Origin of the sequence: Oceaniglobus ichthyenteri (assembly GCF_003057885.1) — a bacterium.
GTDB classification, from domain to species: Bacteria; Pseudomonadota; Alphaproteobacteria; order Rhodobacterales; family Rhodobacteraceae; genus Oceaniglobus; species Oceaniglobus ichthyenteri.
This window is the reverse complement of sequence record NZ_QAGK01000008.1, coordinates 1-23942: the sequence shown is the minus strand read 5'-3', so window position 1 is coordinate 23942 and position 23942 is coordinate 1. Positions and strand designations below refer to the sequence as shown.

The following is a 23942-nucleotide window of genomic DNA, read 5'->3' as shown; positions in this document are numbered from 1 at the left end:
CCGTCATCACCCGCCGCGCCAAACCTTGTGAACCGCGCGACCGAGGCGCCTTTTTAGCGGGCAACTGTGAACAGGGCCGTAATTCACCCCGGCCTTGGACTGCGGAAGGGGAACAGTGTGAAACTGATACTAGCGACAATCAAACCGTACAAATTGGATGAGGTGCGCGTGGCGCTGACCGCCATCGGCGTGCGCGGCATGATGGTGACCGAAATCAAGGGGTTCGGCACCCAATCGGGCCACACGGAAATATATCGCGGCGCAGAATACGCAGTGAATTTCGTGCCCAAGGTCAAACTTGAAATCGTGGTGGGCGATGGCATGGCCGATCAGGTGGTCGAAACCATCGCCACCGCAGCCAAAACCGCCAAGATCGGCGATGGCAAAATATTCGTGCTGGATGTGGAAAGCGCCGTGCGCGTGCGCACCGGCGAAACCAATGACGACGCGCTGTAATACAGCACCAGGAGACAGATCATGAAATTTCTAAAATACTCATTCGCCGCGCTGATGCTGGGGCTACTGGCAATGGCCAGCCTGCCCTTGGCCGTATCGGCCCAGGGCGGCCCATCGCCCGAAGCCATCGCCGCCGCGCAGGCCGCCTTTGTCACCCCCGAAGACATCATCCGCCAAAAGGCACTGGATGCCGCAGCCGGGGCCTATGACGACGCGATTGGCGGCGGATCGACGCCCCAGGATGCCACCAGCGCCGCGTCAGATGCGGTGCTGGCCACCTATGCGCCATTCGTGAACGGCGATTTCATCTATACCAGCGTGCTGTTTTTGATCGGCGGCATTCTGGTATTCTGGATGGCGGCGGGTTTTGCCATGCTGGAGGCCGGATTGGTGCGGGGCAAAAACGTGACCATGCAGTTGTTGAAAAACATCTCATTGTTTTCGCTGGCCGCGCTGTTTTATTACCTGATCGGGTATAACCTGATGTACCCGTTGGGAGATTGGGCGATCGAGGGGTATTTTTCCGGCCTGTTCCCATCGGTCGGCGTGCTGGAAGCCGCGGGCATAGCCGCCGCAGCAGCCGACGATATCGGTTATGCCGCGACCGGATCCGACTTTTTCTTCCAGTTGATGTTTTGCGCCGCCACCGCCTCGATCGTGTCGGGTTGTCTGGCCGAACGGATCAAGCTGTGGCCGTTTCTGGGGTTTGTCATCGTTTTGACCGCCGTCATCTATCCGGTGCAGGCGTCGTGGAAATGGGGCGGCGGCTTTCTGGATGCGATGGGGTTTCAGGATTTTGCAGGCTCGACCATTGTGCATTCGGTCGGGGGCTGGGCCGCATTGAGCGGCGCACTGATCCTTGGGCCACGGATCGGCAAATACAAGGATGGCAAGGTCATTCCGATGCCCGGCTCCAACCTGGCGCTGGCCACATTGGGCACATTCATCCTGTGGATGGGTTGGTTCGGGTTTAATGGCGGATCGCAGTTGGCCATGGGCACCATTGGCGATGTGGCCGATATTTCGCGGATCTTTTCAAACACCAATGCTGCCGCGGCAGGGGGTGCCATCGCCGCCTTGGCGCTGACTCAGATTGTTTATAAAAAGCCTGATCTGACCATGGTTTTGAACGGTGCGCTGGCGGGTCTTGTTTCAATCACGGCCGAGCCTTTGACGCCAACCTTGGGCGCGGCCACGTTGATCGGGGCGGTCGGCGGCGTGATTGTCGTGTTTGCGGTGCCGTTTCTGGACAAGTTGAAAATCGATGATGTTGTGGGGGCGATTCCGGTTCACCTTTTGGCGGGAATTTGGGGCACATTGGCTGTGCCGCTGACCAACGGCGATGCATCCTTTGGCACGCAGATCTTTGCGATTATCGTGGTCGGCGCATTTGTTGTTATCACGTCGACGATTGTCTGGATGATCCTGAAGGCCACCATGGGCCTGCGCGTCAGCGAAGAGGCGGAGATCAGCGGCCTGGATGCGTCGGAATTGGGAATGGAGGCGTATCCGGAATTCTCGAACGGTTGATCCGGCTTTCCCTGGCCCGGGCAGCGCGATCTGCCCGGGTTTGACCAGAATGAGCGCCCGTTGGGCGCATTTCATTCAAAGCTGCCTTGCTGCCAGTTTCGCCGCAGCTTTCATGGGTTTCACCCTTTGGCAGACCTTTGTTCACCCGGCGGGAAATACATCGGGGCTGGTTTCCACATAGATATCGGTCAGCGTTGCATCGGGCGCACCGCGCAACACGGCGACGGTTTTGCCATCCACCTGCACCACCCCATCCAAGCCGTTTTCTGACGCCGACACCACCACATCGCCCGCGCCACCGCTTTGGGGGTTCAGCGAAATCCGCAGGAAATCTTCGCCGGGAACAAAATCAACCAGTTCGGCCACGATACCATCGTCCACCCCGGCGTCAGCATACAGCCAGAACACATCTTCGCCCGCGCCACCGGTGACGACATCCCCCCGATCAAAGATCAGCGTGTCGTTGCCAATGCCCCCATTCAGCGTGTCGGGCGCGCCGTCGGTATGCCAGGCAAATTCGTGATGTTCGGCAATGATCCGTTCGGCATCGGCCCCGCGGTGATCGATGACGTCGTCACCCGCGCCGCCAGACAGGGAATCAGCCCCCCAACCGCCACGGATTGTATCGGCGCCGCCATTCCCCGCGATCACGTCATTGCCCATATCGGCCCCATCTGTGCCATGTTCGCCGCCTTCCAGGTATTCGCCGGCTTCGCCGCCGATGATCGTATCGGCACCGGCGCCCCCATGCAAAAATGTTTCACCGTCAGAGCCGAACAGGGCATCCTCGCCTGCGCCGCCATATAACGCGGCGGCACCGGACCCGGCGGTCAGGGTATCGTTGCCTTCGCCGCCAAATCCATAAACCGCACCCGCACCCGTGGTCAGCGAATCATCGCCGGCGCCCATGTCGATCGTTGACGGGATGCCCCCCGGCACATCCAGCGTTGGCGCGGCTTGTGACAGGGCCAGATCACCCGCTGCGCCGGTCAGGGGCAAATCGATTGCATCATTGTCGGGTGTTGGCCCGTCGATCACGGTGGCCTCCGGTTGTGCACCGATGGACGATCCGCCATCGCGGTCAATCAGGGCGGTCAGGTCCGACAGGATGGCGTCATCCTCCACCGGCAGCAGCACCGCGCCGCCATCCTCTGTGGGGGGGGCAGGGAGATCGGGCAAAGTGGGATCGTCGGGCAAAATCACCGGGCCGCCATCTTCGACAGGGGGGGCAGGCGCATCGGGAAGGGTTGGATCATCGGGCAAGATGACCGGTGAATCCAAATCCATCAATTGTGCCAGCCCGATATCCACGTCCAACGTCGGCGAATCCTCATCCGATATCCGTAAAAATATGTCGTTGACCGGCACACTGTCCAATTCGGGAAACAGAATTTCGACCGCGCCCTCATCGGTTTCAAAGCTAAGCATGGCGGGTTGCCCATCGACCGTGTCGCGCACCGCGAATTCCTGTGCCTCATCCGGTATGGCAATCGTCAAAGAGTCAGACCCGGGATCAAAACTGTCGATCATGGTCTGGCCCGGCCCCGGATCCAGCAACAGATCCGCGCCTTCCGCAGTTTCCTGGGACGACGGTTCAACTGTCGGCTCGGGATCTGGCAAGCTGAGGGGGGATTGATCATCAATTTCCTCATCTTGCGGCAGATCACCATCCGGCGCATCGCCATTGGTGTTCTCATCGCCGCCACCGCGCGTCAGTTCCATCATGTCAGGAAATGAAACGGCGGCCAGCACACCCAGAAATAATAGCCCGGCTAACATTGAATGACCTCATACAGTGATCTGCGCCACTCTGCCTATACTGTTGTGATTGAGGGGAAGTGTCGAAACAAATCACAGTTTTAGGTTAATTCGAATGAAAGACAGTTAACCATTCTGTTAAAATTGAAAGGTTGTTTGGATTTCAAACGTAAATCGACCGGATATCACTTTGATTACATGGAGATGTGAAAAATGATCGGCCTGTAACGCTGATTTCGACGCAGCAAAATATCGGCTTTCACGGGGGCATTGTAATCATATGCCTGTGCCCAAAATGAGAGTGGCCACCAAATCCGGCGGCCACTTTCCCGTTATCGTGGCGACATTCAACGCCTTTGCATCATTCCCACTGCTGCGATGGTTTAACCCGGTGCAATCACATCGCCATCGCCGTCACCCGGGGGCGTGGGTGTCGGGGTCGGGGTCGGCGTGGGTGTCGGTGTCGGAGCTGGTGTCACAGGCGGCACCACAATCTCTGCGCCATCCACCACGGCCTCGGGCGTTTCAATTGGCCCTTCCATAAGGGTGACATCACCGGCGGTCAGCGTGGCACCGGCCCCCTGCACGACCATCACGTTATTGCCATCCAATCGGATCAACGCATCCGCTCCGTCGGTTCCGTGGGGGGTGACGTCGATGACACCGGGCGACGTGCCACCCTGATTATCATACATCACCACCAGGGTATCTTCACTGCTGTCATAATCGGTTACGATCGGGATCGGACCGTTTGCGGTGACCCAGCTGCCCGAGGTAAACACATCTGCGCCCGCACCGCCGGTCATGGCGTCACCAATGCCCCCGATCAGCGTGTCGTCACCATTGCCCCCGGACAGGGTGTCGCCGGCATCGGTGTCTGCCAGAGCACCGTCCACGACGCTGCGTTCGACCCCGTACAAGATGTCGTCGCCGCCGTTGCCAAGCAACACATCGGCCCCCATGCCACCAAACATCGAGTCATCGCCAAGGCCACCCACCAATGAATCCTGACCCATGCCGCCTGACATCGTGTCGTTGCCATCATCACCGCGCAACGTGTCAAAGGCGATACCACCGCGCATCGAATCATCACCAAGGCCGCCTTCAAGGGAATCTGCACCGGCCCCCCCGTCGATCAGATCCGCGCCCGCGTCGCCCATCAACCGGTCGCCGCCATCGCCGCCCAGCAAGGTATCAGCACCAGCATCGCCATTTATAAAGTCATCATCAGCACCGCCGTCGACAAAATCATTACCAACGCCGCCCGAGATCACATCGTTAGCGGCGCCGCCATACAGCGTATCGGCACCCGACCCACCCGAGATCGAATCGGCAGCATCGCCGCCATCGATAACATCGCTGCCGCCGCCCCCGCTGAGCGTGTCAATCCCCGCGCCGCCATTGATCAAGTCAGACCCGAGTCCACCGCGGATTTCGTCTTCGCCCTCACCGCCAAACAGGCTGTCGTCGCCATTCCCGCCACCGACCACATCATCGCCGGCACCGGCAAACACCTGATCGCGCCCGGCCCCACCATCAAGGGCGTCGTTGCCGCCAAGCCCGCGGATCAGATCATTGCCTTGCAAACCGCTGATGATGTCATTGCCATCTGTGCCGTTCAAAACATCGTCGCCGTTGGTTCCTTCGTTCTGATCCACCTCGTCAGACGAGTCAGACCCAGAAAAAACGTCAAAAACCAAACCGAGCGCAAGAACGCCCAATATCCCCACCAATGCAAACATGGTCATTCCTTTCCAATCGCGCCCCCGCGAAACCCCTGTATTCTTGGATTAAGCCTCGCTGTTTAGACGAAATTTGTAAATATTTTTCCGGACCCGACCGGTCGGTTTACCGGCTCAGGGAAACAATTCCCGAACGGGGCGCGTATTGATCCGGATGGCGTAGGTAATCGATACAATCACAGCGCGAACGATTCGTATTTCAGCAGAATCGCCAATATCGCTTTTCATTTGCTGCAATCTTGCCTATAGGCGCGAAAGCCACCGCGTGTGGCACCTCCATGGGCCCTGCTGGACGACATCCCGGCTTGCGCCATTCCCTTAACCTTATGCAAGGAGACCCCGATGTCGATTACCGTCGAAGAAAAAAACCGCCTGATGAAAGAATTCGCAACTAAAGAAGGCGACACCGGTTCGCCCGAAGTACAGGTTGCAATCCTGACCAGCCGGATCACCACCCTGACCGAGCATTTCAAGACCCACAAGAAAGACAACCATTCGCGCCGTGGTCTTTTGAAACTGGTCGCGCTGCGCCGTAAACTGTTGGATTACACCAAATCCAAAGACGAAGCACGCTATCAAGACCTGATCAAGCGTCTGGGCATCCGTCGCTAAGACGCTGTTTGATCCGATGATTTGCAAACGCCCGCCCCTGCGCGGGCGTTTCGCGTTTCGGGGCCGGCCCTGATATCTGGCGCCTGCGGCTTATTTCTTTTGCATCTTTGCGATCATTTTCAACACAGCGCGGCGCGGCAGAAACGGGATCACCCAATTTGCAGCGATGCTCGGCATGGGTTCGTTGACCGTCACCAATGTGCCCCGCTGCATCGCGTCATAGCCATGCGGTGCCACCGCAGCCCTTTCATATGCATTAAAACTAGGGTATGGGCGATCTATCTTGCCCATGGCAGGCGCCCGGACCCAGCGCCCTACAAGATACCGGGGTCAGGGGGAATTCGCCCCCTACGCAATGGCCCAAGGGCCGACATGAGGAACTTACATGTTCAACGTCACGACAAAATCCATTCAGTGGGGCCAAGAAACCCTGACTTTGGAAACGGGCAAGGTTGCCCGCCAGGCCGATGGTTCGGTCATCGCCACCCTGGGTGAAACCAGCGTTATGGCAAACGTTACATTCGCCAAACAACAAAAGCCGGGGCAGGATTTCTTTCCGCTGACCGTGCATTACAACGAAAAATATTACGCAGCCGGCAAAGTGCCCGGTGGCTTTTTCAAACGTGAGGCCCGCCCCACGGAAAAAGAAACCCTGACAAGCCGTCTGATCGACCGTCCGATCCGCCCCTTGTTCGCGCCCGGTTTCAAGAACGAAGTATTGGTGATCTGCACCGTGCTGTCCCATGATCTGGTCAATGATCCCGACATGGTGGCGATGATTGCCGCCTCGGCCGCGCTGACCATTTCGGGCGCGCCGTTCATGGGCCCCATCGCGGGCTGCCGGGTTGGATTCAGCAATGGCGAATACACGCTGAACCCCGACATCGAAGATATGCACAACCTTAAACTCAACCCCGAACAGCGGTTGGATCTGGTTGTGGCCGGCACCAAAGACGCCGTGATGATGGTTGAATCCGAAGCCTATGAGCTGACCGAAGCAGAAATGCTGGGCGCGGTGAAATTTGCCCACGATCAGATTCAGCCGGTGATCGACCTGATCATCGAATTGGCCGAAGCCTGTGCCAAGGAACCGTTCGATTTCCAGCCTGCCGATTACAGCGCATTGTTTGACGCCGTCAAATCCGCCGGTGAATCCGACATGCGCGCCGCCTTTGCGATCACCGACAAACAGGAACGCACCACCGCGATTTCCAATGCTGTCGCCGCGATCAAGGACAAACTCAGCGAAGAGCAGTTGGCCGATGAAAACCTCGGTTCGGCGATCAAAAAGCTGGAATCAAGCATCCTGCGCGGTGACGTGGTGAAAACCGGCAAACGCATCGATGGCCGCGACACGACAACCGTGCGCCCGATCGTTTCGGAAACCGGCATCCTGCCCCGCACCCATGGTTCGGCCCTGTTTACCCGTGGCGAAACCCAAGGTCTGGTCGTAACTACCCTGGGCACCGGCGACGATGAACAGATGATCGATTCATTGCAGGGCATGTATAAATCCAACTTCCTGCTGCACTATAACTTCCCCCCCTATTCGGTGGGCGAGGTGGGGCGTTTCGGCCCTCCGGGTCGTCGCGAAATCGGCCATGGCAAATTGGCCTGGCGCGCGCTTCAGGCGGTTCTGCCTGCGGCAACCGATTTCCCATACACCATCCGCGTCGTGTCTGAGATCACCGAATCCAACGGCTCGTCCTCGATGGCGTCGGTTTGCGGTGGGTCATTGTCGATGATGGATGCCGGCGTACCCCTGAAGGCGCCCGTCGCCGGTGTGGCCATGGGTCTGATCCTTGAGGAAGACGGCTCATACGCCATCCTCACCGATATCCTGGGTGACGAAGATCACCTGGGCGATATGGATTTCAAGGTCGCAGGCACCGCCGAAGGCATCACATCGCTGCAGATGGATATCAAGGTTGCCGGCATCACGCCCGAAATCATGGAAAAGGCATTGGCCCAGGCCAAGGATGGCCGGATCCATATCCTGAACGAAATGAACAAGGCGTTGTCCTCGGCCGGATCGTTCAGCGAACATGCGCCCAAGATCGAAACCATGCAGGTGCCAACCGATAAAATCCGCGAAGTCATCGGATCGGGCGGCAAGGTGATCCGCGAAATCGTCGAAGTGTCGGGCGCCAAGGTCGATATCAACGACGACGGCATCATCAAGATTGCCAGCTCAAACGCCGAAGCCATCAAAAAGGCATATGACATGATCTATTCGATCGTGGCCGAGCCGGAAGAAGGCAAGATTTACAAAGGCACGGTCGTCAAACTGGTCGATTTCGGTGCGTTCGTGAATTTCTTTGGCAAACGCGATGGTCTGGTCCATGTGTCCCAAATCGAAAACCGCCGCCTGAACCATCCGTCGGATGTGTTGAAAGAGGGCCAAGAGGTTTGGGTGAAACTGTTGGGCTTTGATGATCGCGGCAAGGTACGCCTGTCGATGAAAATCGTCGATCAAGCCACCGGCGAACCCGCCAAGGCCGAAGAAGACGCCGAATAAGCGCTGGTAACGAAAAATCAAAAGGCCCCGGTGGAAACGCCGGGGCCTTTTGCATTGGCCGTTTGGCTATGGTGCCAAGGCCAACAGGTACGCTTTGGTTTCACCAAACACGCCGGTAAAGGCGCCCCATCAAAGGCGCGCCAAAAGCTCGGCCTTTTTCGCGCCAAATTCCTCATCGCTCAGAATCCCGCGCGCGTGAAAGTCTGCCAAACGCTCGATCCGGGCGAAAATCTGCTCGTCACTCGCCTCAGAGGGGGGTGCGGGCTGTTGCGGCATCGAAACACGCGGCGGTGGGTTTGCCGGTAACGCGCCGGGTATCGGGTCTGACGCAGGCGTATCCGGCGCGCGGTTGCCCACAATCGGCAGATCGGCCACCCGCACCACCCCATGCTGGCTGGTGAATGTCAGCGATTGATCACCGCTCTGGGCCTGTCCAAACCCACCAATCTGGTGGATGCCGGTGTCATACACCGTGACCACGCCGCCAACGGAAATCGCCAGACGTTGCCGATCGGGAAAATACGCATAGCGCATGTCATTCTGCGCGCCTTGCGATCCGGGTTGCCCCAAATCCGCGGGCCAATCCGACGCTTGCGGCACAAACAGGCTGGACCCGCCGGTGTTCATCCCCGACCAGGATCCGCTCTGTGACTGGCTTTGCGATGACCGCGCTTCCGGCGCAAACACCGATGCCGCCTGTACCACACCCGACAAATCCGAACACAGGGCATCAACCCGCGCCTTCATCTGATTGTTGAACATGTCGCCAACCATGGTCATTCCACCCAGTGACCATTGGCCCATGCCGCCAAATTCAAAATGGTTGAACTGCGCCTGGGTGCCGCCGCCATTTTGCAGCGCCACCAACATATGCACCACGGCATCTTCGCCAAACCCATGGCGCGCTGCCATATCCGAAACGATCCGTTTGCCCTCTTCGCTCAGCGCCGCCATGACATCCTCCGTCAACCTGCAAAAGGCGCGCCTATCACGCCCGCCCCCGCCACAACAGCATATTCGGCGCGCTGCGTGGCCGGGTGGGCGGGTGTCGTGCCTGCACGCAGTCGCCCGCCCGCGCCCGGATCAAAACGGGCATTTCACCCGAAATGTCATGCCGACACCGCCATCGGGATGGCGCAGTTTCAGGCTCTCGGCATGCAACATCAGGCGCGGAAAATCACGGGCCGGGCCGGTGGCATAAAACGGATCGCCCAATATCGGATGGCCCAGCGCCAACATATGCACGCGCAACTGGTGCGAACGCCCGGTTTGCGGCATCAACCGCACCCGGCTTTCATCTGCGTCGGCCTTGATCACCCGATAATCCGTCACCGCCACACGGCCGTTTTCGTGGTCGACCATTTGCAACGGGCGGTTTGGCCAATCCACGATCAGCGGCAGATCGACTGTGCCGGTTTTCGCCTCCATCCGCCCCCAAACCCGCGCCACATAGGCTTTTTTTACATACCGTTTTTCAAATTGCAGGCCCAGGTGGCGTTGGGCATGGGGGGTCATCGCAAACACCATCACGCCTGATGTGTCGCGGTCCAACCGATGCACCAGCAATGCCTGTGGAAACGCCGCTTGCGCCCGGGTGATCAGGCAATCGGCCAGATGTTCGCCCTTGCCCGGCACCGAAAGCAGGCCCGCCGGTTTTGCCAGAATCAACAATTCATGATCCACATGGACCACCTCAAGCGGGGTATCGGGGGGGCAATAATCACTCATGGCCGCGCTATAGCACGCCCTGCGCCGGGGGTGAGGCCGCAATCGGATATTTCATGAAAAATACGGCAGCGGGCTGGTGACCCATTTCAGGGTCAGCGCGATCCCGTTTGACGCAGGGTCTTTCGGGAACAGACCCGCAAAGGCGGTAAAATCTTCTTGCCAGCGGCGCGTCGCGCTAAAGCTGTGCACGATCATCCCGGCGCCAGGGGCGGTGAACCGCCGCGCCTCGATCAGGGCGGCCGGCGTGCGGTGCAGCAATTGAGAGCGGATCGCGCGGGACGGGGGCGTTCCTAAATAATGCTGTGACCTGCGGCGCGGATGCGGCGGGCCAGTTCGGCGATATGGGCAGGCCCGGTTTCACAACAACCGCCAACGATGGTGGCCCCTTGGGTGATCCAGTCCATGGCATGATCGGCGTAGGTCTGCGGCCCCATATCCCGGCGCGCCGACAAGGCATCAACCGTGGGTTTTTCTTTCAGAAAATCCTCGGTGATCTGGGTGAACGCATTGGCATAGCACCCCACAGGCACATCACCGGGCAACAGCGCGTCAATCGCGGCTGGCATCGCCTCGGGGGCGGAACAATTGGCCAACAGGGCGGCGGCGCGCCCGTGCGCCACTGCGATCACATCGCCCACATGCTCGCCCGAGCGCAGTTTCGCCCCGTCACTGTCACGCACCGTGACCGCCAGCCAGACCGGCACGCCCAAGGGCGCACAGGCCGTCAGAATGGCATCGGCATGGGCCAGTGATGCGACGGTTTCCCCCAAGATCAGATCGACATGGGGCGCCATCGCGCGGGCCAGTTCGGCGTAAAGTGGCACGGCACGTTCGGAATCGGGGTGGATATCCGGGCGATAGCTGGCAATCAGCGGGCCTATCGCGCCGGCAATCCGGCCACTGCCGTGATCATCGCGCGCCGTGCGCACCGCCGCCAGAGCAATAGCCAGAATCTCATCAAACCGGGGGGCGAAATCGGTGCCGGCAAACCGGTCATGGTGCACCGCATAGGTGTTGGAGGTGGCCACCGTGGCCCCGGCAGCAAAATAATCGCCATGTATCGCCTGCACCAGCCCGGGGTGATCCAGCATCACCTGCGTCGCCCACAGATTGGTAGGCATATCGCCCGAACGGTTCAGCAGTTCCTGCCCCATGCCCCCATCCAACAGGGTGATTTGTGTCATGTCCGGGCTCCTTTGGTGATCCAGGGGTAAAACAGGTTTCGCGCCACCATCACCCCCAGCGCGAGGAAGGGCGCGGATAGCACGCTTAGCACATCCGCCACAATCCAGCCGCTGCGCCCCCAGAAAACCATGCCCACCGCAAAGATCAGCACCGCCAGGATCGAGATGTTCCACAGGGTCAGGGCATCCGCCTGACCGGTTTTATCCAGCGACACCTGAACCGCCGTGCCGATTAACACCGCGATAAGCCCCAAACATGTGAACGCCAAAAACGCGCCATCCCGGCGCAGCAGCCACGCCAGAGCGGCGATCAGCAATAAAAGCAGGCACACAACCGATATCTGCCGCGTCAGCATTGGGCGATTTCCCACTCAAACCGTGTCATGCGCGGATACGTTCGTTTACAGGATCCCACAAGGGCGCGTCGGGCTGCACCACGGCGCGCCGCCTTTGGCCAAAGATCTCAACCTCCAGCACCGTGCCGGGCACAGCCAGATCGGCCCGCACCATGCCCAGCGCGACAGAGGCCTTCACCCGATACCCCCATCCGCCCGACGTGGTTTCGCCGACCACCGTATCACCGTGCCAAAGGGGTGACATATGCGGCGCATCGCAATCATCGGCATCAACCAGCAGGGTCACAAACCCACGTTTGCGCCCCGCCTGTTTTTCGGCCAACAGCGCGGCCTTGCCGGGAAAATCTTCGGGTTTGTCAAACCTGACAAACCGCTCCAACCCGCCCTCAAGCAGCGTGTAATCAGTGGAAAGATCGCCCTTCCATGTGCGATACCCCTTTTCCAGACGCAAGGAGTTCAGCGCATACATGCCAAACGGCACCGCGCCCGCGCCGATGATCGCATCGTAAAGCGCGGAAATTTCGACGTTGGCGGCGTGCACTTCCCAGCCCAGTTCGCCCGCGAAACTGACCCTTGCCAATGCACAGGCCACACCGCCCACCTGTGCGGGTTGTATCGACAACCACGGTGCGGTCAGATCGGCACGGGTATCAAGGGATTGAAACACCTCCCGCGCCTTTGGGCCGGTCACGATCAACGTCGAATAATCAGCGGTGTGATCGCTTAGGGTCAGGGTGGCGGGCAGATGTTTGTTCAACAGATCGAAATCGTGCCATTGGGCGGGGGCGGCGGTGATCAGGGTAAAGAAATCGTCGCCGTGGCGCATGACCGACATTTCGCTCACGATCCGCCCGCGACTGTCGGGAAAATACGCCAGGTTCATCCGCCCGACCCGGGGCAGCGCCCCGGCGATCAGGCCGCGCAAATAATCTGCGGCGCCTTCACCGCCTAAATTGAACCGCGAAAATCCGGGCAGGTCCAGCACGCCAACCCCGTTTTGCACCGCTGCCACCTCCTCTTTGATGCGCGGTTCCCACGGGCCGGATCGCGCCCAGGTCTGGGTGGCCGCCTGACTTGTATCATCGCCGGGTCTTGCGAACCAATTTGCCCTCTCCCACCCGTTATAGGCGCCCATCTGCCCGCCTGCGGCAATAATCCGGTCATGCACCGGCGACAGCTTTTTATTGCGCCCCGCGGGCCATTCATGGTGCGGGAAATGCATGGCGTATTCATGGCCATAGGTTTCACGCGCCTTGGCCAGACAAAACGCATCATCGGCATGATCGGTATAGCGGCGCGGATCACAGGCCCACATATCCCATTCGGTTTCGCCTTCGATGATCCATTCGGCCAATACCTTGCCCGCGCCACCCGCCTGAACGATACCAAAGGTAAAGGAATGCGCCTCAAACGCGTTTTTCACCCCCGGCATCGGGCCGATCATCGGCAATCCATCGGGGGCATAGGGGATCGGGCCGTTGATGTTGCGCCCCACCCCCGCGGTGCCCAGTATCGGCACCCGGGCCATGGCGTCTTCGATATACCATTCAAGCCGGTCCAGATCATCGGGATAGAGTTGAAAGCTGAAATCATCGGGCATCGGATCATCGGGGGTGATCCAGTGCGCCTTGCAGTTTCTTTCATACGGGCCAAGATTCAGGCCGTGCTTGTCCTGACGCAAATAATAGGATGAATCCACATCGCGGATCATCGGCATCTTGCGACCTTTCTCTTTGGTCCAGGCTTCAAGTTCGCCAATCGGTTCAGTCAGAAAATACTGATGGCTCATCACCACCATCGGCACCCGCCGCCCGCCATGGGGGCGAAACCACTCGCCCACCCGCTGGGCATAATAGCCCGCGGCGTTGACCACATATTCACAGCGAATATCGCCCTGATCGGTGTGAACGATCCACCCTTGCCCATTGCGCGACACGCCCGTGGCCGGGCAAAACCGCTTTATCCGCGCGCCCAGATCGCGCGCGCCCTTGGCCAGGGCCTGAGTCAGTTGCGCCGGATCGATATCGCCATCCAGCGGATCCCACAGACCGCCCGCCAGATCATGGGTTTGCAGAAACGGATTGTGGGCCTGCAACTCTTCGGGCGTGCAGATATCCATCTGCAACCCCTGAGACCGGGCCATGCCTGCCACCTTTTCAAATTCGCGCATCCGTTCGCGGGTGTGGGCCAGCCGCAGCGCGCCTGTGACGTGGTAATTCATCGGATACCCCACATCATCGGCCAGGGTGCGATACATTTCCAATGAATAACGCTGCATGTTCATCACCGCCCAGGACGCGCTGAAATTGGGGCAATTGCCCGCCGCGTGCCAGGTTGATCCGGCGGTCAATTCGTTCTTTTCCAGCAAGACGCAATCGCTCCAACCGGCCTTGGCCAGATGATACAGCGATGAAACCCCGACCACGCCGCCACCAATGATCACCACACGCGCCGTTGTCGCACCCTCAGCCATTTGTCATTCTCCTGCTGTCAGCGGGCGGACATGCCCGGCTTTGCTGTTTATCTCAGGCCGAGTGCACCGATCATGGCCGCGTCAACACGGCCGAGCCCCCCAAAAGCGTGCCATAAATCACGAAACACACTGCCATGCCCCGCCGAAACCACACGTTCAGAACCGCCCCCATTGCCGCGCGCCCCAATCCCGCGCCAATGGCCGTGTATCCGCAATAGGACAGCGCCGTGATTGTCAGGGCAGTGGGCGCGATCACCCCCATCTGGCCCCAGATCGCCACATCGGGCTGCACGAATTGGGTAAAGGCCGCCAGATAGCCAGCCACCGATTTGGCATTGATTGTCGCGATCAGAAAGGCGCGCCCATAAATCGTGCGCCCCGTCACCGGGCGCGCCACCACCCGGCGCCCCGCGTTCAGCCATCCGCGCACCCCAAGGTAAACCAGAAACGCCGCCCCTATCAGTTTTGCCCAGAAAAACGCCGTGGGCGATGTGACCAACAACGCCGCCACCCCCGCCGCCGACAGGGTCAGGAACAGCACCGCCTGGGTCAAAATTGCCGCCACCCCCCACAGGGCCCGGCGAAACCCGTACGTCATGCCGTTATCAATACAATTCACCGCATTTGGCCCGGGTGAGGTAACAAACACCACCCAGAACAGGGCGAAAATGCTCCAGCTTTCAAACGTCATGTCAGCACACGGGCGGCGCGATGACCCAGATCACCACGGCGGATTGGTTGTTCGGGTTGGCCCATCGAAATGGCTCTCCTTTTGTTTGAAACCTGTCACCGGGGTTCGGGGTGTGGCAAGACATTTTCACGCATGACCCCGAAAATCTGGTGCGGCCACATCTTTGAAACACCGCGCCAGAATCAGCGACAGACGATCAGCGTCGGTTTGGGTAAAGGCATCGGGTTGATTGCTGTCGATATCCAGAACGCCAATCAACGCCCCGTCGCCGTTCATCACCGGCAGAACCAGTTCCGATCGGGTGCTGGCGGCACAGGCGATATGGCCGGGAAAGGCCGAAACATCCCCCACCAATTGCACCGTGCGATTGCGCGCCGCCGCGCCGCACACGCCGCGATCAAACGGAATAACCAAACACCCATGGCCGCCCTGATACGGCCCGATCTTCAACACATCGGGCGCGGTGACCCGGTAAAATCCGGTCCAATCGAACCGGTCGTCGCAATGATGCAGTTCACAGGCAATCGTTGCCATCAGGGCAACGCCATCGCATTCGCCCGCCGTGAGGCTGGCCAGTGTGTTTTCCAGTTCGTCGTAATTCACGGGCATCCGATGGCTCCTTTGGGAAAATCCGATCAATTGTATACAACCAGAGATTGGATACGGAATGGTAACCTCTTTCGCTTTACGGTGGGGTTTAGTCGGGCGAAAGGGATTTTGAAATGCAACTTGAAACGGCACAGCATGACGGGCTGATGGTCATCACCCTGTTGGAAGACCGGTTGGATGCCGCCATCGCGCTGGATTTCAAGGACACAATGCGCGATCTGACCATTGATGCCCCACCACGTGTGGTGCTGGATATGCAAAGCGTGCGGTTTTTGGACAGCAGCGGTTTAGGCGCGGTTATCGGTGCGATGAAACAACTGGGCAGCACCCGAAAACTGGAATTGGCCGGGCTGAAACCCGCAGTCGACAAGGTGTTTCGCCTGACCCGCATGGACAGCATTTTTACGATTCATCCAAATCTGGCTGAGGCATTGGGACCGCTTCCCGTTGACGGGGCCGCAGACCCCAAGGGCCGGGCCCATGCGTATTGAACATCATCTCGTGCCGGAAAACCCTATCGAAGATACCTCACATCAAAACAGCGTGGAATTGCGCCTGGTCTTTCCCTGCACCCAATCAAATGTGCGCCTGGCCCTGGCCAGCGTCATGGCCGGCCTCGGCGCCATGAACCTGAGCGAGGACGATAACAGCTCCATCGAAATTGTTCTGGCCGAGGTGTTAAACAATGTCACCGAACATGCCTATCATGACGAAGGCGTCGGGATGATCGAATTGCAGCTGAAACAAACCCAAAGTGGCCTTTCGTGCCGGGTGATCGACACGGGTGATGCGATGCCGCGCAACGTCCCGCCAGCGGGCAATCCGCCCAATCCCGATTGCCCGTTGGAACACCAGCCGGAAGGCGGATTTGGTTGGTTTCTGATCCGCCATTTGACCCGTGATCTGGCCTATATGCGCCAGAAGGACAGAAACATCCTGAGTTTTCGCATCGAGGTCGGGCAGTCGATTTCCCGCAACTGACGCATGCGCCAGATTTGGTGGCGCGCATTTTTGGCGCTGTGAGAGTTTGACAAACAAACGCGTCGCAGCCCCGGCAGAACAACATTGCCCCCAAAACGCCCCAATCACTCCGCATCCGGGCCAGAATGCACCGCCATACATAACCTGTAGCTGCTTAAAGCTTCCCCCGGCGTCGCGTGTCACAGCCCCCACCCAGTGCGCGATGTCGGGGTTTATTTCCCGCATTTTCAAACCGGTTCCCCGTGGTTAGGTTAATATAACTCATTCACGAAAGGTTTGATCATGCGCGATTTCCAATTGCCCGGCCGTTCACCTGTTATGGCCACCAACGGAATGTGCGCCACATCGCACCCTCTTGCCGCGAAGATTGCCATTCAAATACTGGAATCAGGCGGAAATGCCGTAGATGCCGCCATTGCGGGGGCTGCAATTCTGGGCATTGCCGAACCTCACATGTGCGGCCTTGGCGGGGATTGTTTTGTTCTGCTCTCACCGCCGGGCACAGAAGATATCATCGCGCTCAATGGATCGGGCCGCGCGCCCGCCGGATTGAGGGGCGCAGCGCTGCGCGCCAAGGGTCTGTCGGTGATACCACTGGACACGGTTGATTGCGTGACGCTGCCGGGGGCGGTGGATGCCTTTTGCAAATTGTCCCGCGATTGGGGAAAAGCCGGGCTGAAAACATTACTCGCCCCCGCGATTCATTATGCCGAGGCGGGGATTCCCGTGGCGCCACGGGTTGCATTCGACTGGGCCACAGCGGCGGATCGGCTGCACGGCACCGCCCGCGACGCATATCTTCTGAACGGGCGCGCGCCCAAGGCAGGCCAAGTGTTTCGTGCGCCCAAACAGGCCGACATCCTGCGCCGGATTGCCATGGACGGGCGCGCCGGTTTTTACGAAGGCGAGGTGGCCGACGATATGGTCGCCACATTGCGCGCCTTGGGTGGCACCCACACATCAGAAGATTTTGCCAAGACCGACAGCACCTATTGCAGCCCGATTTCGGGCGATTACAAAGGCACCGATCTGGTGGAACATCCGCCCAACGGTCCGGGCGCAACGGCAATTTTGCTGACCAATATCCTGTCACATTTCGATCTGCCGTCGATGGATCCGTTCGGTGCCGCGCGTGTCCATATCGAGGCCGAGGCGACAAAGCTGGCCTATGATGCGCGCAATCGGTTCTTGGCCGATCCCGATCACATGACCCGGCTTGATCATATGCTGTCGCGCGATACGGCGGCAAAACTGGCCGCGCTGATTGATCCCAAACGCGCCATGGCATCCCCCGCCAACCTGTCGGAAAGCGTGCACAAGGATACGGTTTACATCACTGTGGTGGATCGCAATCGCATGGCGGTATCGCTGATCTATTCCATCTTTCACAGCTTTGGCGCGGGCATTGCATCGGAAAAATTCGGCCTCTTGTTCCAGAACCGCGGCGCGGGCTTCACCCTGGAACCGGGTCATCCGAACGAGGCCGGGCCGGGAAAGCGGCCGATGCACACGATCATTCCGGGCATGTTGCGTGAAAAAGGCCGCGTTGTGATGCCGTTCGGGGTGATGGGCGGGGGGTATCAACCCGTGGGCCACGCGCGGTTTGTGACCGATACGGTGGATTTCGGCCTTTCGCCGCAAGAGGCGGTTGATGGCCCCCGCGCCTTTGCCGATGGCGGCAAGTTAGGGGTTGAACGCGGATACGGTGACGCCGTGCGCGCCGAATTGGCCACGCTGGGCCATGACGTGACAACCCCGACCACCGCCATCGGCGGTGCACAGGCGATTCGGATAGATCATGATTCGGGTGTATTGGAAGGCGGATCAGATCCGCGCAAAGATGGCTGTGCGCTGGGGTATTGACCCCGCGCGCAATCAGTTCATCTGAAAATCAAGCGGATAAGCGCCGTCCTGAAAATCACCGAACAGATCGGCCAGATCGGGGTGGCTGACCGGCTCACCGGAATAATCGGCGACCAGATTTTGTTCAGACACATAAGCCACATAGTAGCTTTGATCGTTCTCGGCCAAAAGATGATAGAACGGTTGGTCCTTCTTTGGGCGGCTGTCTTCGGGAATGGAATCATACCATTCTTCGGTGTTGGCAAACATGGCATCCACGTCAAACACGACACCGCGAAACGGATGCTTGCGGTGGCGCACGACTTGGCCCAAATGATATTTCGCACGCGTTTTAAGCATAGAGATGTCCCCCTGGAACCCTTTAGTAATCAATTCGGTGGGGGGTTGTCCATGGAATGGGCGGGAAAACGGGGAAACAGTCTGTGAACCTTATTCTAACAGTGGCCGAGGTTGTGGCACCGGTTTTTGCCTTGGCCACAATCGGATTCGTCTGGGTCAAACTGGGGTTTGAATACCGGATTCAATTCGTCACCCGCCTGGCCATGACATTGTCGGTGCCGTGCCTGATATTCGTCGCCCTGATGCAGGCCGAGATCGAACCATCTGCCCTGACCACGTTATCCTTGGCGACGGTCGCCGCTTACGCGTCAGTCACGGTTGTGATGGCGGCGATTGCACTGATCGGGCGGCTGGAAATCCGCACGTATCTGGCCCCGCTGGTGTTTGGAAATACCGGTAATGTCGGCCTGCCGCTGGCACTGTTTGCCTTTGGCGATCAGGGGCTTGGCCTGGCGGTGGTGGTGTTTGCGATCATGGCGATTTATTCGTTCACCGCCGGTATCTGGATCGTGTCAGGCGGTGGATCGCCCTTGAAGGCGGTGAAGGAACCATTGGTTGCCGCCTCGATTCTGGGGGTGATATTCCTTTGGATGGATTGGGAAACGCCCCGGGTCATCACCAACACCCTGTCGCTGATCGGGCAAATCGCGATTCCAATCATGCTGATCACCCTGGGGGTGGCTGTGGCAAGGTTGTCGCCGGGGCGATTGGGCCAGGCGGTTGTTTTATCAGCGCTCAAGATTGTGGTGTGTATTGGCCTGGCTTGGGCGATCGGGCGGTGGTTTGAACTGCCGCCTGTGGCCTTTGCGGTTCTGGTTTTGCAACTGGGCACACCCATCGCGGTCACCAGTTATATGTTGGCTGAAAAGTACGGCGCCGATTCCAACGCGGTGGCGGGGTTGGTTGTGGTTTCGACCCTGATGTCGGTGGTTGCCCTTCCGGTCACACTTGCGTTTGTGATGTGACGGGCGGGGATTTTCGTTTTCCCCCGGCGGCGATTTGGGCTAGGTTATCCACAACAAAAAACGATAAAAGCGAGAGGCAGATGAGCAGACCCCTTCGCGCCCTGATTCTTTTCGTGCTTGTCGCCAGCTGCGGCAGCCGCGAATTTTCGGCGCCCCGCAATTTGGATAACGCTTGTTCCATCGTTGAGCAGCGGCCAAAATATTTACGCGCCATGAAGAAGGCCGAACGCAAATGGGGCGTTCCGGTGCCGGTTCAGATGGCCACGATTTATCAGGAAAGCAAATTTATCGGCAATGCCCGCACGCCGATTCAATATGCCCTTGGGGTGATCCCCATGGGCCGCCAATCCAGCGCATTTGGCTATTCCCAGGCATTGGATGCCACCTGGCAGGAATATAAGGATCAGGAAGGCGGGCGCAGATCAAAGCGCGACGATATCAACGATGCAACCGATTTCATGGGCTGGTACATGCATCAGACCGAACGCCGCCTTGGCGTTTCAAAATCCGATGCGCGCAACCAATATCTGGCCTATCACGAAGGGCGCACCGGTTTTGCACGCCAATCGTATAATGCAAAACCATGGCTGGTGCGCATCGCAGGCGAGGTGGGCAACCGCGCCGTCACCTATGATGCGCAACTCAGGGCCTGTCGCAAACGCTGACCCAAACGGGTCAGCCGCCGCGCTGGCCCACCTCGTAAGGGATATTGAAAAGGGTCGAAGGCAGATTCGCGCCTTTGGCCAGATCGCCCAATACCACGGTGGTCTTTGACCCCGATCCATCGGTGATGATCCACTGGCGCAATTCTATCGGGCCATCGGTAAACACCAATTCAATCGATCCATAGTTCGGGTTTTCCGGGTCTTGCGCCACAACGATGGTTTTCGGCCCGTCCTGACGGTGCCCAACCACCATATTGCGCCGCGCCAGATCAACGTTACGCTCCAGAATGATCGACAGGGGCGTGCGCGACAGCGGATATTGCTCGGGTGCGGCGCGATTCGATTTGCCATCGAAAATCGCAACCTGTCCGCCGCCCACCATCACCAATGTCTGTTCGGGCGGATTGTAATCAAACCGGCAACGGCCCGGACGTTTGATGTAAATCTTGCCGGTTGCAATGGTGCCATCATCGTTGATCTGGGTAAAATCGGCCACTGCGGTCTGCAACTGGTTCAGATAGCTGGAAAGTGACCCCAGCGATATTTTCGCGGCCTGCGCAGGCGCGGTCAGGGCCAGGGTTGCGGCGGCGGTGCCGCTGGCCAGAAAGTGGCGTCTGTTCAACATGACAGTCCTCATTATTCGGTTGTTCGAAGATATATAGGTACAGGGTGCAGATTGCGCCACTGATAGGCAATAACATGCGCGATGGAACCTTGTGCACCGGGTGGCGTTTACCAATCAATCAAGGGCGAAGCATCGCCCAAAACCGAATAGCAAAAGGAACCCGCCATGCCAGAAGCATTTGTTGCCGGCCTTGACGACCAGACACGCCACAAGATGATTGATCTGCTGAACGCCCGTTTGGCCGACACCGTTGCCCTTACCCTAGCCGTGAAACAGGCCCATTGGAACCTGAAAGGCCCCGGATATATCGGTGTGCATGAACTGCTTGACGAGGTCGCCGATCGTCTGCGCGATGGCGCCGATCTGATGGCAGAACGCGCCGTGATCATCGGTGGCCATGCCAAAGGCACGCTTGAGGTGACCGCATCGGAAAGCACGGTTGAACCATATCCCGTTGAGATGGAGGCGATTGCCGACCACATTGAAGCGTTGAAAGATCGCTTTTTGAAGGTGGGCAAGGCCCTGCGCGAAGCCATCGAAGAAGCGTCAGATGCGGGCGACGCCGACACCGAAGACCTGTTCACCGAAGTCAGTCGCGCAATCGACAAAGACGCCTGGTTCATCGGATCGAATGCACCCGTGAAGGGCTGAACCAACGATATAACCAGAAAGGCCCGGGGTATTGCCCCGGGCCATTCCGAGTTATAGGACATAACTCATATAGCCTGCCGACCGAGAGGTTGGCAGGCTTTTGATTTCACGCCCTATTTTCGGCGCAAATCTGTGTTCTCAAGAGAAGCTGACGGGAAGTTCGAACTTCCCGCGCGGAGCACGTCTATCGGCGTGAATTATTTCGGGATTAGCCGACAAGGCCAATATAGGAGGCGCGCGAGCTCTTGGCCAAACGGACGAAGGGACCGAACAAGATGAAGAGCCTCAAAAACCTTACGCTCGCGCAAGTATACCCGCTCGTGTCGGGCGACACAAATCTCAACTGCTGCGGCGATCCCGACTGCGGCAATTTCGGCATTGAGCCAGCGCCGACGAAGCATTCCTTCAAGGGCAGAGGTGCGCAGGAGAAGCGCCTGCGCGCTGCGATGTCAGACGTTTCCATTGCAAGGGGCGTCGGTCGCTACAAGATCACGGCAGAAGGCGACGACGACCTTCACCGTGAGACCAGTGCCTTCGAGTTCTCCGGCGATCCCAGGGCGTGGGAGGACGGTCGGATGCTCACCTGCCAGCATCTGCGTGGCAACGCAGAATGCGGGGTAAGTGGGCGGCTCCTGTCGAACAGTGCTTACAAGGAGGAGCAGAACCGCCTTTGGACGCAGAATGGCGCCTTGGAGGGACCCAGATGCGGCAACTGTGGGACCGGCTATCTGGAAGCCCCTCACGAGTTCGTCTTCAATGGTGCGAACGGCACGCCATCCAGGTCGGTCGGCCGAAAGAAAGGCTCGAAGACGCGCGCAAGGTCGGTGAGGGTGATCCACAAGCCCTGCAAGGGTGCGCCGGGCGCACGCTTCACGGTTTCCAGCGAGCACCGCCGCCAGCAGAAGCGCGATGACAACCTCCGCATTCTGGCGATGATCGTGAATGGCAACAGTCTGCACGATATGCGCCGCATGCTTCGCACTCCGCGCGGTGAGACAGAGCTTGGGATGTCGCGATTGTATGATCGGATTTTCTGGCTGGAAAGAACCCTGCTGGCCTATGAGCGCGCCCAACTGACAGAGTGGCGGGCCAAGGTCGAACGCAAGCGCATCAAGGACGGAAAGCCCTATACCCATACCCGGATCGCGCACGACGATATCTCGATCAACGTGAACTGGGAGACGAGGACCGATCGGCGGCTGACACAACTGAACTGTTCAATCAGCGCGGATATCAGGTCAGGCTATGTCTTCCGTTGTGATGTCGATTTTGACCCGACGATCGACCCCCTTGAGGTCGTAGAAGAGCACTATTTCGGCTCCACGCAATCCGTCAATCTCCGGAAGAAATATCGCAACAGCGACGGTCCATTCACCGCGCCACTGATACACTTCCAACGTCCGACGGCCCGGTTCGATGAACCCGCGCTCTTCGCGTCGGCAATCGGCAAACTCCACCGTTTCATCTATCGAACGGACAAGGCCTTCGATGCTGCCGATCTGCCGCTTTCCTCCGATGCGAAAGAGGCCCGGAGTGACGCCGAAAGGCGAGCTCATGAGATCGAATTTCTGCGCGACAAATGGTTCAATTTCGTCAAGCAAGAGCGCGACGGAAGAGGAAGCTTCCAAGGCATTATGACCCGCGATACCTATACGAAGGCGGCATCGCTTGCCTGCGTGAGGGATATGATTCCGCCGGGAAAGATGACCTTGGGTGGCGAGCAGGAAGGCACAATGGGGCGTGTCGTGCCGCACATTTTTCGGGAAGATATCTTGGACGACAGGTTCGAGTGGGCGATCGTCTCTTTTAACAAGGAGGCTTCGAGCGACTGGATTGATCAGCGCAAGGACGAGTTTCACGAGAGCTTCGACGCCTGGCGAAAAGCCTACCCGGAGCTTGATTATTGAGATGCACTGCAGGCTTGGGCTGCGGCGAATGTCAGGCCTGCGTTTCGGCTTATGCGAGATGGCACTCGAAAGAAATGGCCGGGACCGAACATCGGCTCCAAGGCCTATCCGAGGCTATGGCTTCGCAGCCCCGTTCCCCGGGCCAACGAGGTGGACAAGGTCTGAACCGCCCCGGGTTTACCGGAGAGTGTTTTGTTCAAATCTTAGGCTGCTTTATCATGGCCGTTTAAGTTTTCATAGAAAGCGTCCTCTGCTTCTTGTGGCGTAGTATAGCCGATGGCGCTGTGCA

General features: G+C 58.7%; 23 protein-coding genes and 1 pseudogene. 11 read left to right on the top strand and 13 right to left on the bottom strand.

Annotation, left to right across the window (positions count from 1 at the left end; all coding sequences use genetic code 11):
* Positions 1–117: 117 nt before the first annotated feature.
* A complete protein-coding gene (locus C8265_RS12675) occupies positions 118–456 on the top strand; it encodes a P-II family nitrogen regulator (RefSeq protein WP_108484392.1) in 339 nt (112 codons plus the stop codon).
* A gap of 21 nt (positions 457–477) precedes the next feature.
* Positions 478–1986 (top strand): ammonium transporter, encoded by a 1509-nt coding sequence (locus tag C8265_RS12670; protein WP_240611073.1) that lies wholly within the window; start codon positions 478–480, stop codon positions 1984–1986.
* A gap of 141 nt (positions 1987–2127) precedes the next feature.
* Here C8265_RS12670 and C8265_RS12665 read toward each other — a convergent pair whose 3' ends face one another.
* Together C8265_RS12665 and C8265_RS12660 are read right to left on the bottom strand one after the other, a co-directional pair.
* Complete coding sequence (locus tag C8265_RS12665; protein WP_108484391.1) at positions 2128–3765, bottom strand: calcium-binding protein; 1638 nt, start codon at positions 3763–3765, stop codon at positions 2128–2130.
* 362 nt (positions 3766–4127) lie between these two features.
* The gene (locus tag C8265_RS12660; protein WP_108484390.1) at positions 4128–5492 is read right to left on the bottom strand and encodes a calcium-binding protein; all 1365 of its coding nucleotides are present in this window, start codon (positions 5490–5492) and stop codon (positions 4128–4130) included.
* A 336-nt stretch (positions 5493–5828) separates the two neighbouring features.
* Here C8265_RS12660 and rpsO point away from each other — a divergent pair, with 336 nt between their 5' ends.
* Positions 5829–6098, top strand: coding sequence for a 30S ribosomal protein S15 (rpsO, locus tag C8265_RS12655; RefSeq protein WP_108484389.1), 270 nt, complete (start codon positions 5829–5831; stop codon positions 6096–6098).
* A gap of 90 nt (positions 6099–6188) precedes the next feature.
* On the opposite strand, the gene C8265_RS19515 is transcribed toward rpsO, so the two are convergent.
* A complete protein-coding gene (locus C8265_RS19515) occupies positions 6189–6335 on the bottom strand; it encodes a hypothetical protein (RefSeq protein ID WP_164512328.1) in 147 nt (48 codons plus the stop codon).
* 148 nt (positions 6336–6483) lie between these two features.
* Here C8265_RS19515 and pnp point away from each other — a divergent pair, with 148 nt between their 5' ends.
* A complete protein-coding gene (gene pnp, locus C8265_RS12650) occupies positions 6484–8616 on the top strand; it encodes a polyribonucleotide nucleotidyltransferase (RefSeq protein WP_108484388.1) in 2133 nt (710 codons plus the stop codon).
* A gap of 129 nt (positions 8617–8745) precedes the next feature.
* Here pnp and C8265_RS12645 read toward each other — a convergent pair whose 3' ends face one another.
* The 8 genes and pseudogenes from C8265_RS12645 to C8265_RS12605 all read right to left on the bottom strand — a co-directional run bounded on the left by C8265_RS12645 (position 8746) and on the right by C8265_RS12605 (position 15657).
* Entirely contained in the window at positions 8746–9570 is an 825-nt protein-coding gene (locus C8265_RS12645; protein WP_108484387.1) for an SHOCT domain-containing protein, read from the bottom strand.
* 129 nt (positions 9571–9699) lie between these two features.
* Positions 9700–10344, bottom strand: coding sequence for a pseudouridine synthase (locus C8265_RS12640; RefSeq protein WP_108484386.1), 645 nt, complete (start codon positions 10342–10344; stop codon positions 9700–9702).
* Between the two features lie 51 nt (positions 10345–10395).
* Positions 10396–10620, bottom strand: a pseudogene (locus C8265_RS12635) (DUF6946 family protein); the annotation flags it as partial.
* Positions 10621–10634: 14 nt separating this feature from the next.
* Positions 10635–11528: a homocysteine S-methyltransferase family protein gene (locus C8265_RS12630; RefSeq protein WP_108484384.1), complete on the bottom strand. Its 894-nt coding sequence runs from the start codon at positions 11526–11528 to the stop codon at positions 10635–10637.
* Positions 11525–11884 (bottom strand): hypothetical protein, encoded by a 360-nt coding sequence (locus C8265_RS12625; RefSeq protein ID WP_108484383.1) that lies wholly within the window; start codon positions 11882–11884, stop codon positions 11525–11527. The genes C8265_RS12630 and C8265_RS12625 overlap by 4 nt, the downstream gene beginning before the upstream one ends.
* 25 nt (positions 11885–11909) lie before the next feature.
* Positions 11910–14357 carry a GcvT family protein gene (locus C8265_RS12620; protein ID WP_108484382.1) on the bottom strand — a complete coding sequence of 816 codons (2448 nt, stop codon included), beginning with the start codon at positions 14355–14357 and terminating at the stop codon, positions 11910–11912.
* A 70-nt stretch (positions 14358–14427) separates the two neighbouring features.
* A complete protein-coding gene (locus C8265_RS12615) occupies positions 14428–15048 on the bottom strand; it encodes a LysE family translocator (RefSeq protein WP_108484381.1) in 621 nt (206 codons plus the stop codon).
* A gap of 126 nt (positions 15049–15174) precedes the next feature.
* Entirely contained in the window at positions 15175–15657 is a 483-nt protein-coding gene (locus C8265_RS12605; protein ID WP_108484380.1) for a GAF domain-containing protein, read from the bottom strand.
* Positions 15658–15770: 113 nt separating this feature from the next.
* On the opposite strand from C8265_RS12605, the gene C8265_RS12600 reads away from it, so the two are divergent.
* The 3 genes from C8265_RS12600 to C8265_RS12590 all read left to right on the top strand — a co-directional run bounded on the left by C8265_RS12600 (position 15771) and on the right by C8265_RS12590 (position 18501).
* A complete protein-coding gene (locus tag C8265_RS12600) occupies positions 15771–16148 on the top strand; it encodes an STAS domain-containing protein (protein WP_108484379.1) in 378 nt (125 codons plus the stop codon).
* Entirely contained in the window at positions 16138–16638 is a 501-nt protein-coding gene (locus C8265_RS12595; RefSeq protein WP_108484378.1) for an ATP-binding protein, read from the top strand. Before C8265_RS12600 ends, C8265_RS12595 begins: the two co-directional genes overlap by 11 nt.
* Before the next feature lie 282 nt (positions 16639–16920).
* The gene (locus C8265_RS12590) at positions 16921–18501 is read left to right on the top strand and encodes a gamma-glutamyltransferase family protein (RefSeq protein ID WP_108484377.1); all 1581 of its coding nucleotides are present in this window, start codon (positions 16921–16923) and stop codon (positions 18499–18501) included.
* 12 nt (positions 18502–18513) lie between these two features.
* Here C8265_RS12590 and hspQ read toward each other — a convergent pair whose 3' ends face one another.
* A complete protein-coding gene (gene hspQ / locus C8265_RS12585; RefSeq protein WP_108484376.1) occupies positions 18514–18840 on the bottom strand; it encodes a heat shock protein HspQ in 327 nt (108 codons plus the stop codon).
* A gap of 83 nt (positions 18841–18923) precedes the next feature.
* Between hspQ and C8265_RS12580 the strand changes: the two genes are divergently transcribed.
* Both C8265_RS12580 and C8265_RS12575 read left to right on the top strand, forming a co-directional pair.
* The gene (locus tag C8265_RS12580; RefSeq protein ID WP_108484375.1) at positions 18924–19805 is read left to right on the top strand and encodes an AEC family transporter; all 882 of its coding nucleotides are present in this window, start codon (positions 18924–18926) and stop codon (positions 19803–19805) included.
* 80 nt (positions 19806–19885) lie between these two features.
* Complete coding sequence (locus C8265_RS12575; protein ID WP_108484374.1) at positions 19886–20470, top strand: transglycosylase SLT domain-containing protein; 585 nt, start codon at positions 19886–19888, stop codon at positions 20468–20470.
* Positions 20471–20480: 10 nt separating this feature from the next.
* Here C8265_RS12575 and C8265_RS12570 read toward each other — a convergent pair whose 3' ends face one another.
* Positions 20481–21095 (bottom strand): LolA family protein, encoded by a 615-nt coding sequence (locus C8265_RS12570; RefSeq protein WP_108484373.1) that lies wholly within the window; start codon positions 21093–21095, stop codon positions 20481–20483.
* A 165-nt stretch (positions 21096–21260) separates the two neighbouring features.
* Here C8265_RS12570 and dps point away from each other — a divergent pair, with 165 nt between their 5' ends.
* Together dps and C8265_RS12560 are read left to right on the top strand one after the other, a co-directional pair.
* Complete coding sequence (gene dps / locus C8265_RS12565) at positions 21261–21746, top strand: DNA starvation/stationary phase protection protein Dps (RefSeq protein ID WP_108484372.1); 486 nt, start codon at positions 21261–21263, stop codon at positions 21744–21746.
* Positions 21747–22021: 275 nt separating this feature from the next.
* On the top strand, positions 22022–23653 hold the full coding sequence (locus tag C8265_RS12560) for a hypothetical protein (protein WP_108484371.1): 1632 nt from the start codon (positions 22022–22024) through the stop codon (positions 23651–23653).
* The last annotated feature ends 289 nt before the right edge of the window (positions 23654–23942 follow it).

What these genes read in the sequence shown, in the direction of transcription:
- rpsO (WP_108484389.1), top strand. Translation starts at nt 5,829, where the DNA reads ATGTCGATTACCGTCGAAGAAAAAAACCGCCTGATGAAAGAATTCGCA.
- hspQ (WP_108484376.1), bottom strand. Translation starts at nt 18,840, where the DNA reads ATGCTTAAAACGCGTGCGAAATATCATTTGGGCCAAGTCGTGCGCCAC.
- C8265_RS12630 (WP_108484384.1), bottom strand. Translation starts at nt 11,528, where the DNA reads ATGACACAAATCACCCTGTTGGATGGGGGCATGGGGCAGGAACTGCTG.
- C8265_RS12605 (WP_108484380.1), bottom strand. Translation starts at nt 15,657, where the DNA reads ATGCCCGTGAATTACGACGAACTGGAAAACACACTGGCCAGCCTCACG.
- C8265_RS12660 (WP_108484390.1), bottom strand. Translation starts at nt 5,492, where the DNA reads ATGACCATGTTTGCATTGGTGGGGATATTGGGCGTTCTTGCGCTCGGT.
- C8265_RS12645 (WP_108484387.1), bottom strand. Translation starts at nt 9,570, where the DNA reads ATGGCGGCGCTGAGCGAAGAGGGCAAACGGATCGTTTCGGATATGGCA.
- C8265_RS12620 (WP_108484382.1), bottom strand. Translation starts at nt 14,357, where the DNA reads ATGGCTGAGGGTGCGACAACGGCGCGTGTGGTGATCATTGGTGGCGGC.
- C8265_RS12595 (WP_108484378.1), top strand. Translation starts at nt 16,138, where the DNA reads ATGCGTATTGAACATCATCTCGTGCCGGAAAACCCTATCGAAGATACC.
- pnp (WP_108484388.1), top strand. Translation starts at nt 6,484, where the DNA reads ATGTTCAACGTCACGACAAAATCCATTCAGTGGGGCCAAGAAACCCTG.
- C8265_RS12575 (WP_108484374.1), top strand. Translation starts at nt 19,886, where the DNA reads ATGAGCAGACCCCTTCGCGCCCTGATTCTTTTCGTGCTTGTCGCCAGC.
- C8265_RS12560 (WP_108484371.1), top strand. Translation starts at nt 22,022, where the DNA reads ATGAAGAGCCTCAAAAACCTTACGCTCGCGCAAGTATACCCGCTCGTG.
- dps (WP_108484372.1), top strand. Translation starts at nt 21,261, where the DNA reads ATGCCAGAAGCATTTGTTGCCGGCCTTGACGACCAGACACGCCACAAG.
- C8265_RS12640 (WP_108484386.1), bottom strand. Translation starts at nt 10,344, where the DNA reads ATGAGTGATTATTGCCCCCCCGATACCCCGCTTGAGGTGGTCCATGTG.
- C8265_RS12570 (WP_108484373.1), bottom strand. Translation starts at nt 21,095, where the DNA reads ATGTTGAACAGACGCCACTTTCTGGCCAGCGGCACCGCCGCCGCAACC.
- C8265_RS12625 (WP_108484383.1), bottom strand. Translation starts at nt 11,884, where the DNA reads ATGCTGACGCGGCAGATATCGGTTGTGTGCCTGCTTTTATTGCTGATC.
- C8265_RS12615 (WP_108484381.1), bottom strand. Translation starts at nt 15,048, where the DNA reads ATGACGTTTGAAAGCTGGAGCATTTTCGCCCTGTTCTGGGTGGTGTTT.
- C8265_RS12670 (WP_240611073.1), top strand. Translation starts at nt 478, where the DNA reads ATGAAATTTCTAAAATACTCATTCGCCGCGCTGATGCTGGGGCTACTG.
- C8265_RS12590 (WP_108484377.1), top strand. Translation starts at nt 16,921, where the DNA reads ATGCGCGATTTCCAATTGCCCGGCCGTTCACCTGTTATGGCCACCAAC.
- C8265_RS12600 (WP_108484379.1), top strand. Translation starts at nt 15,771, where the DNA reads ATGCAACTTGAAACGGCACAGCATGACGGGCTGATGGTCATCACCCTG.
- C8265_RS12665 (WP_108484391.1), bottom strand. Translation starts at nt 3,765, where the DNA reads ATGTTAGCCGGGCTATTATTTCTGGGTGTGCTGGCCGCCGTTTCATTT.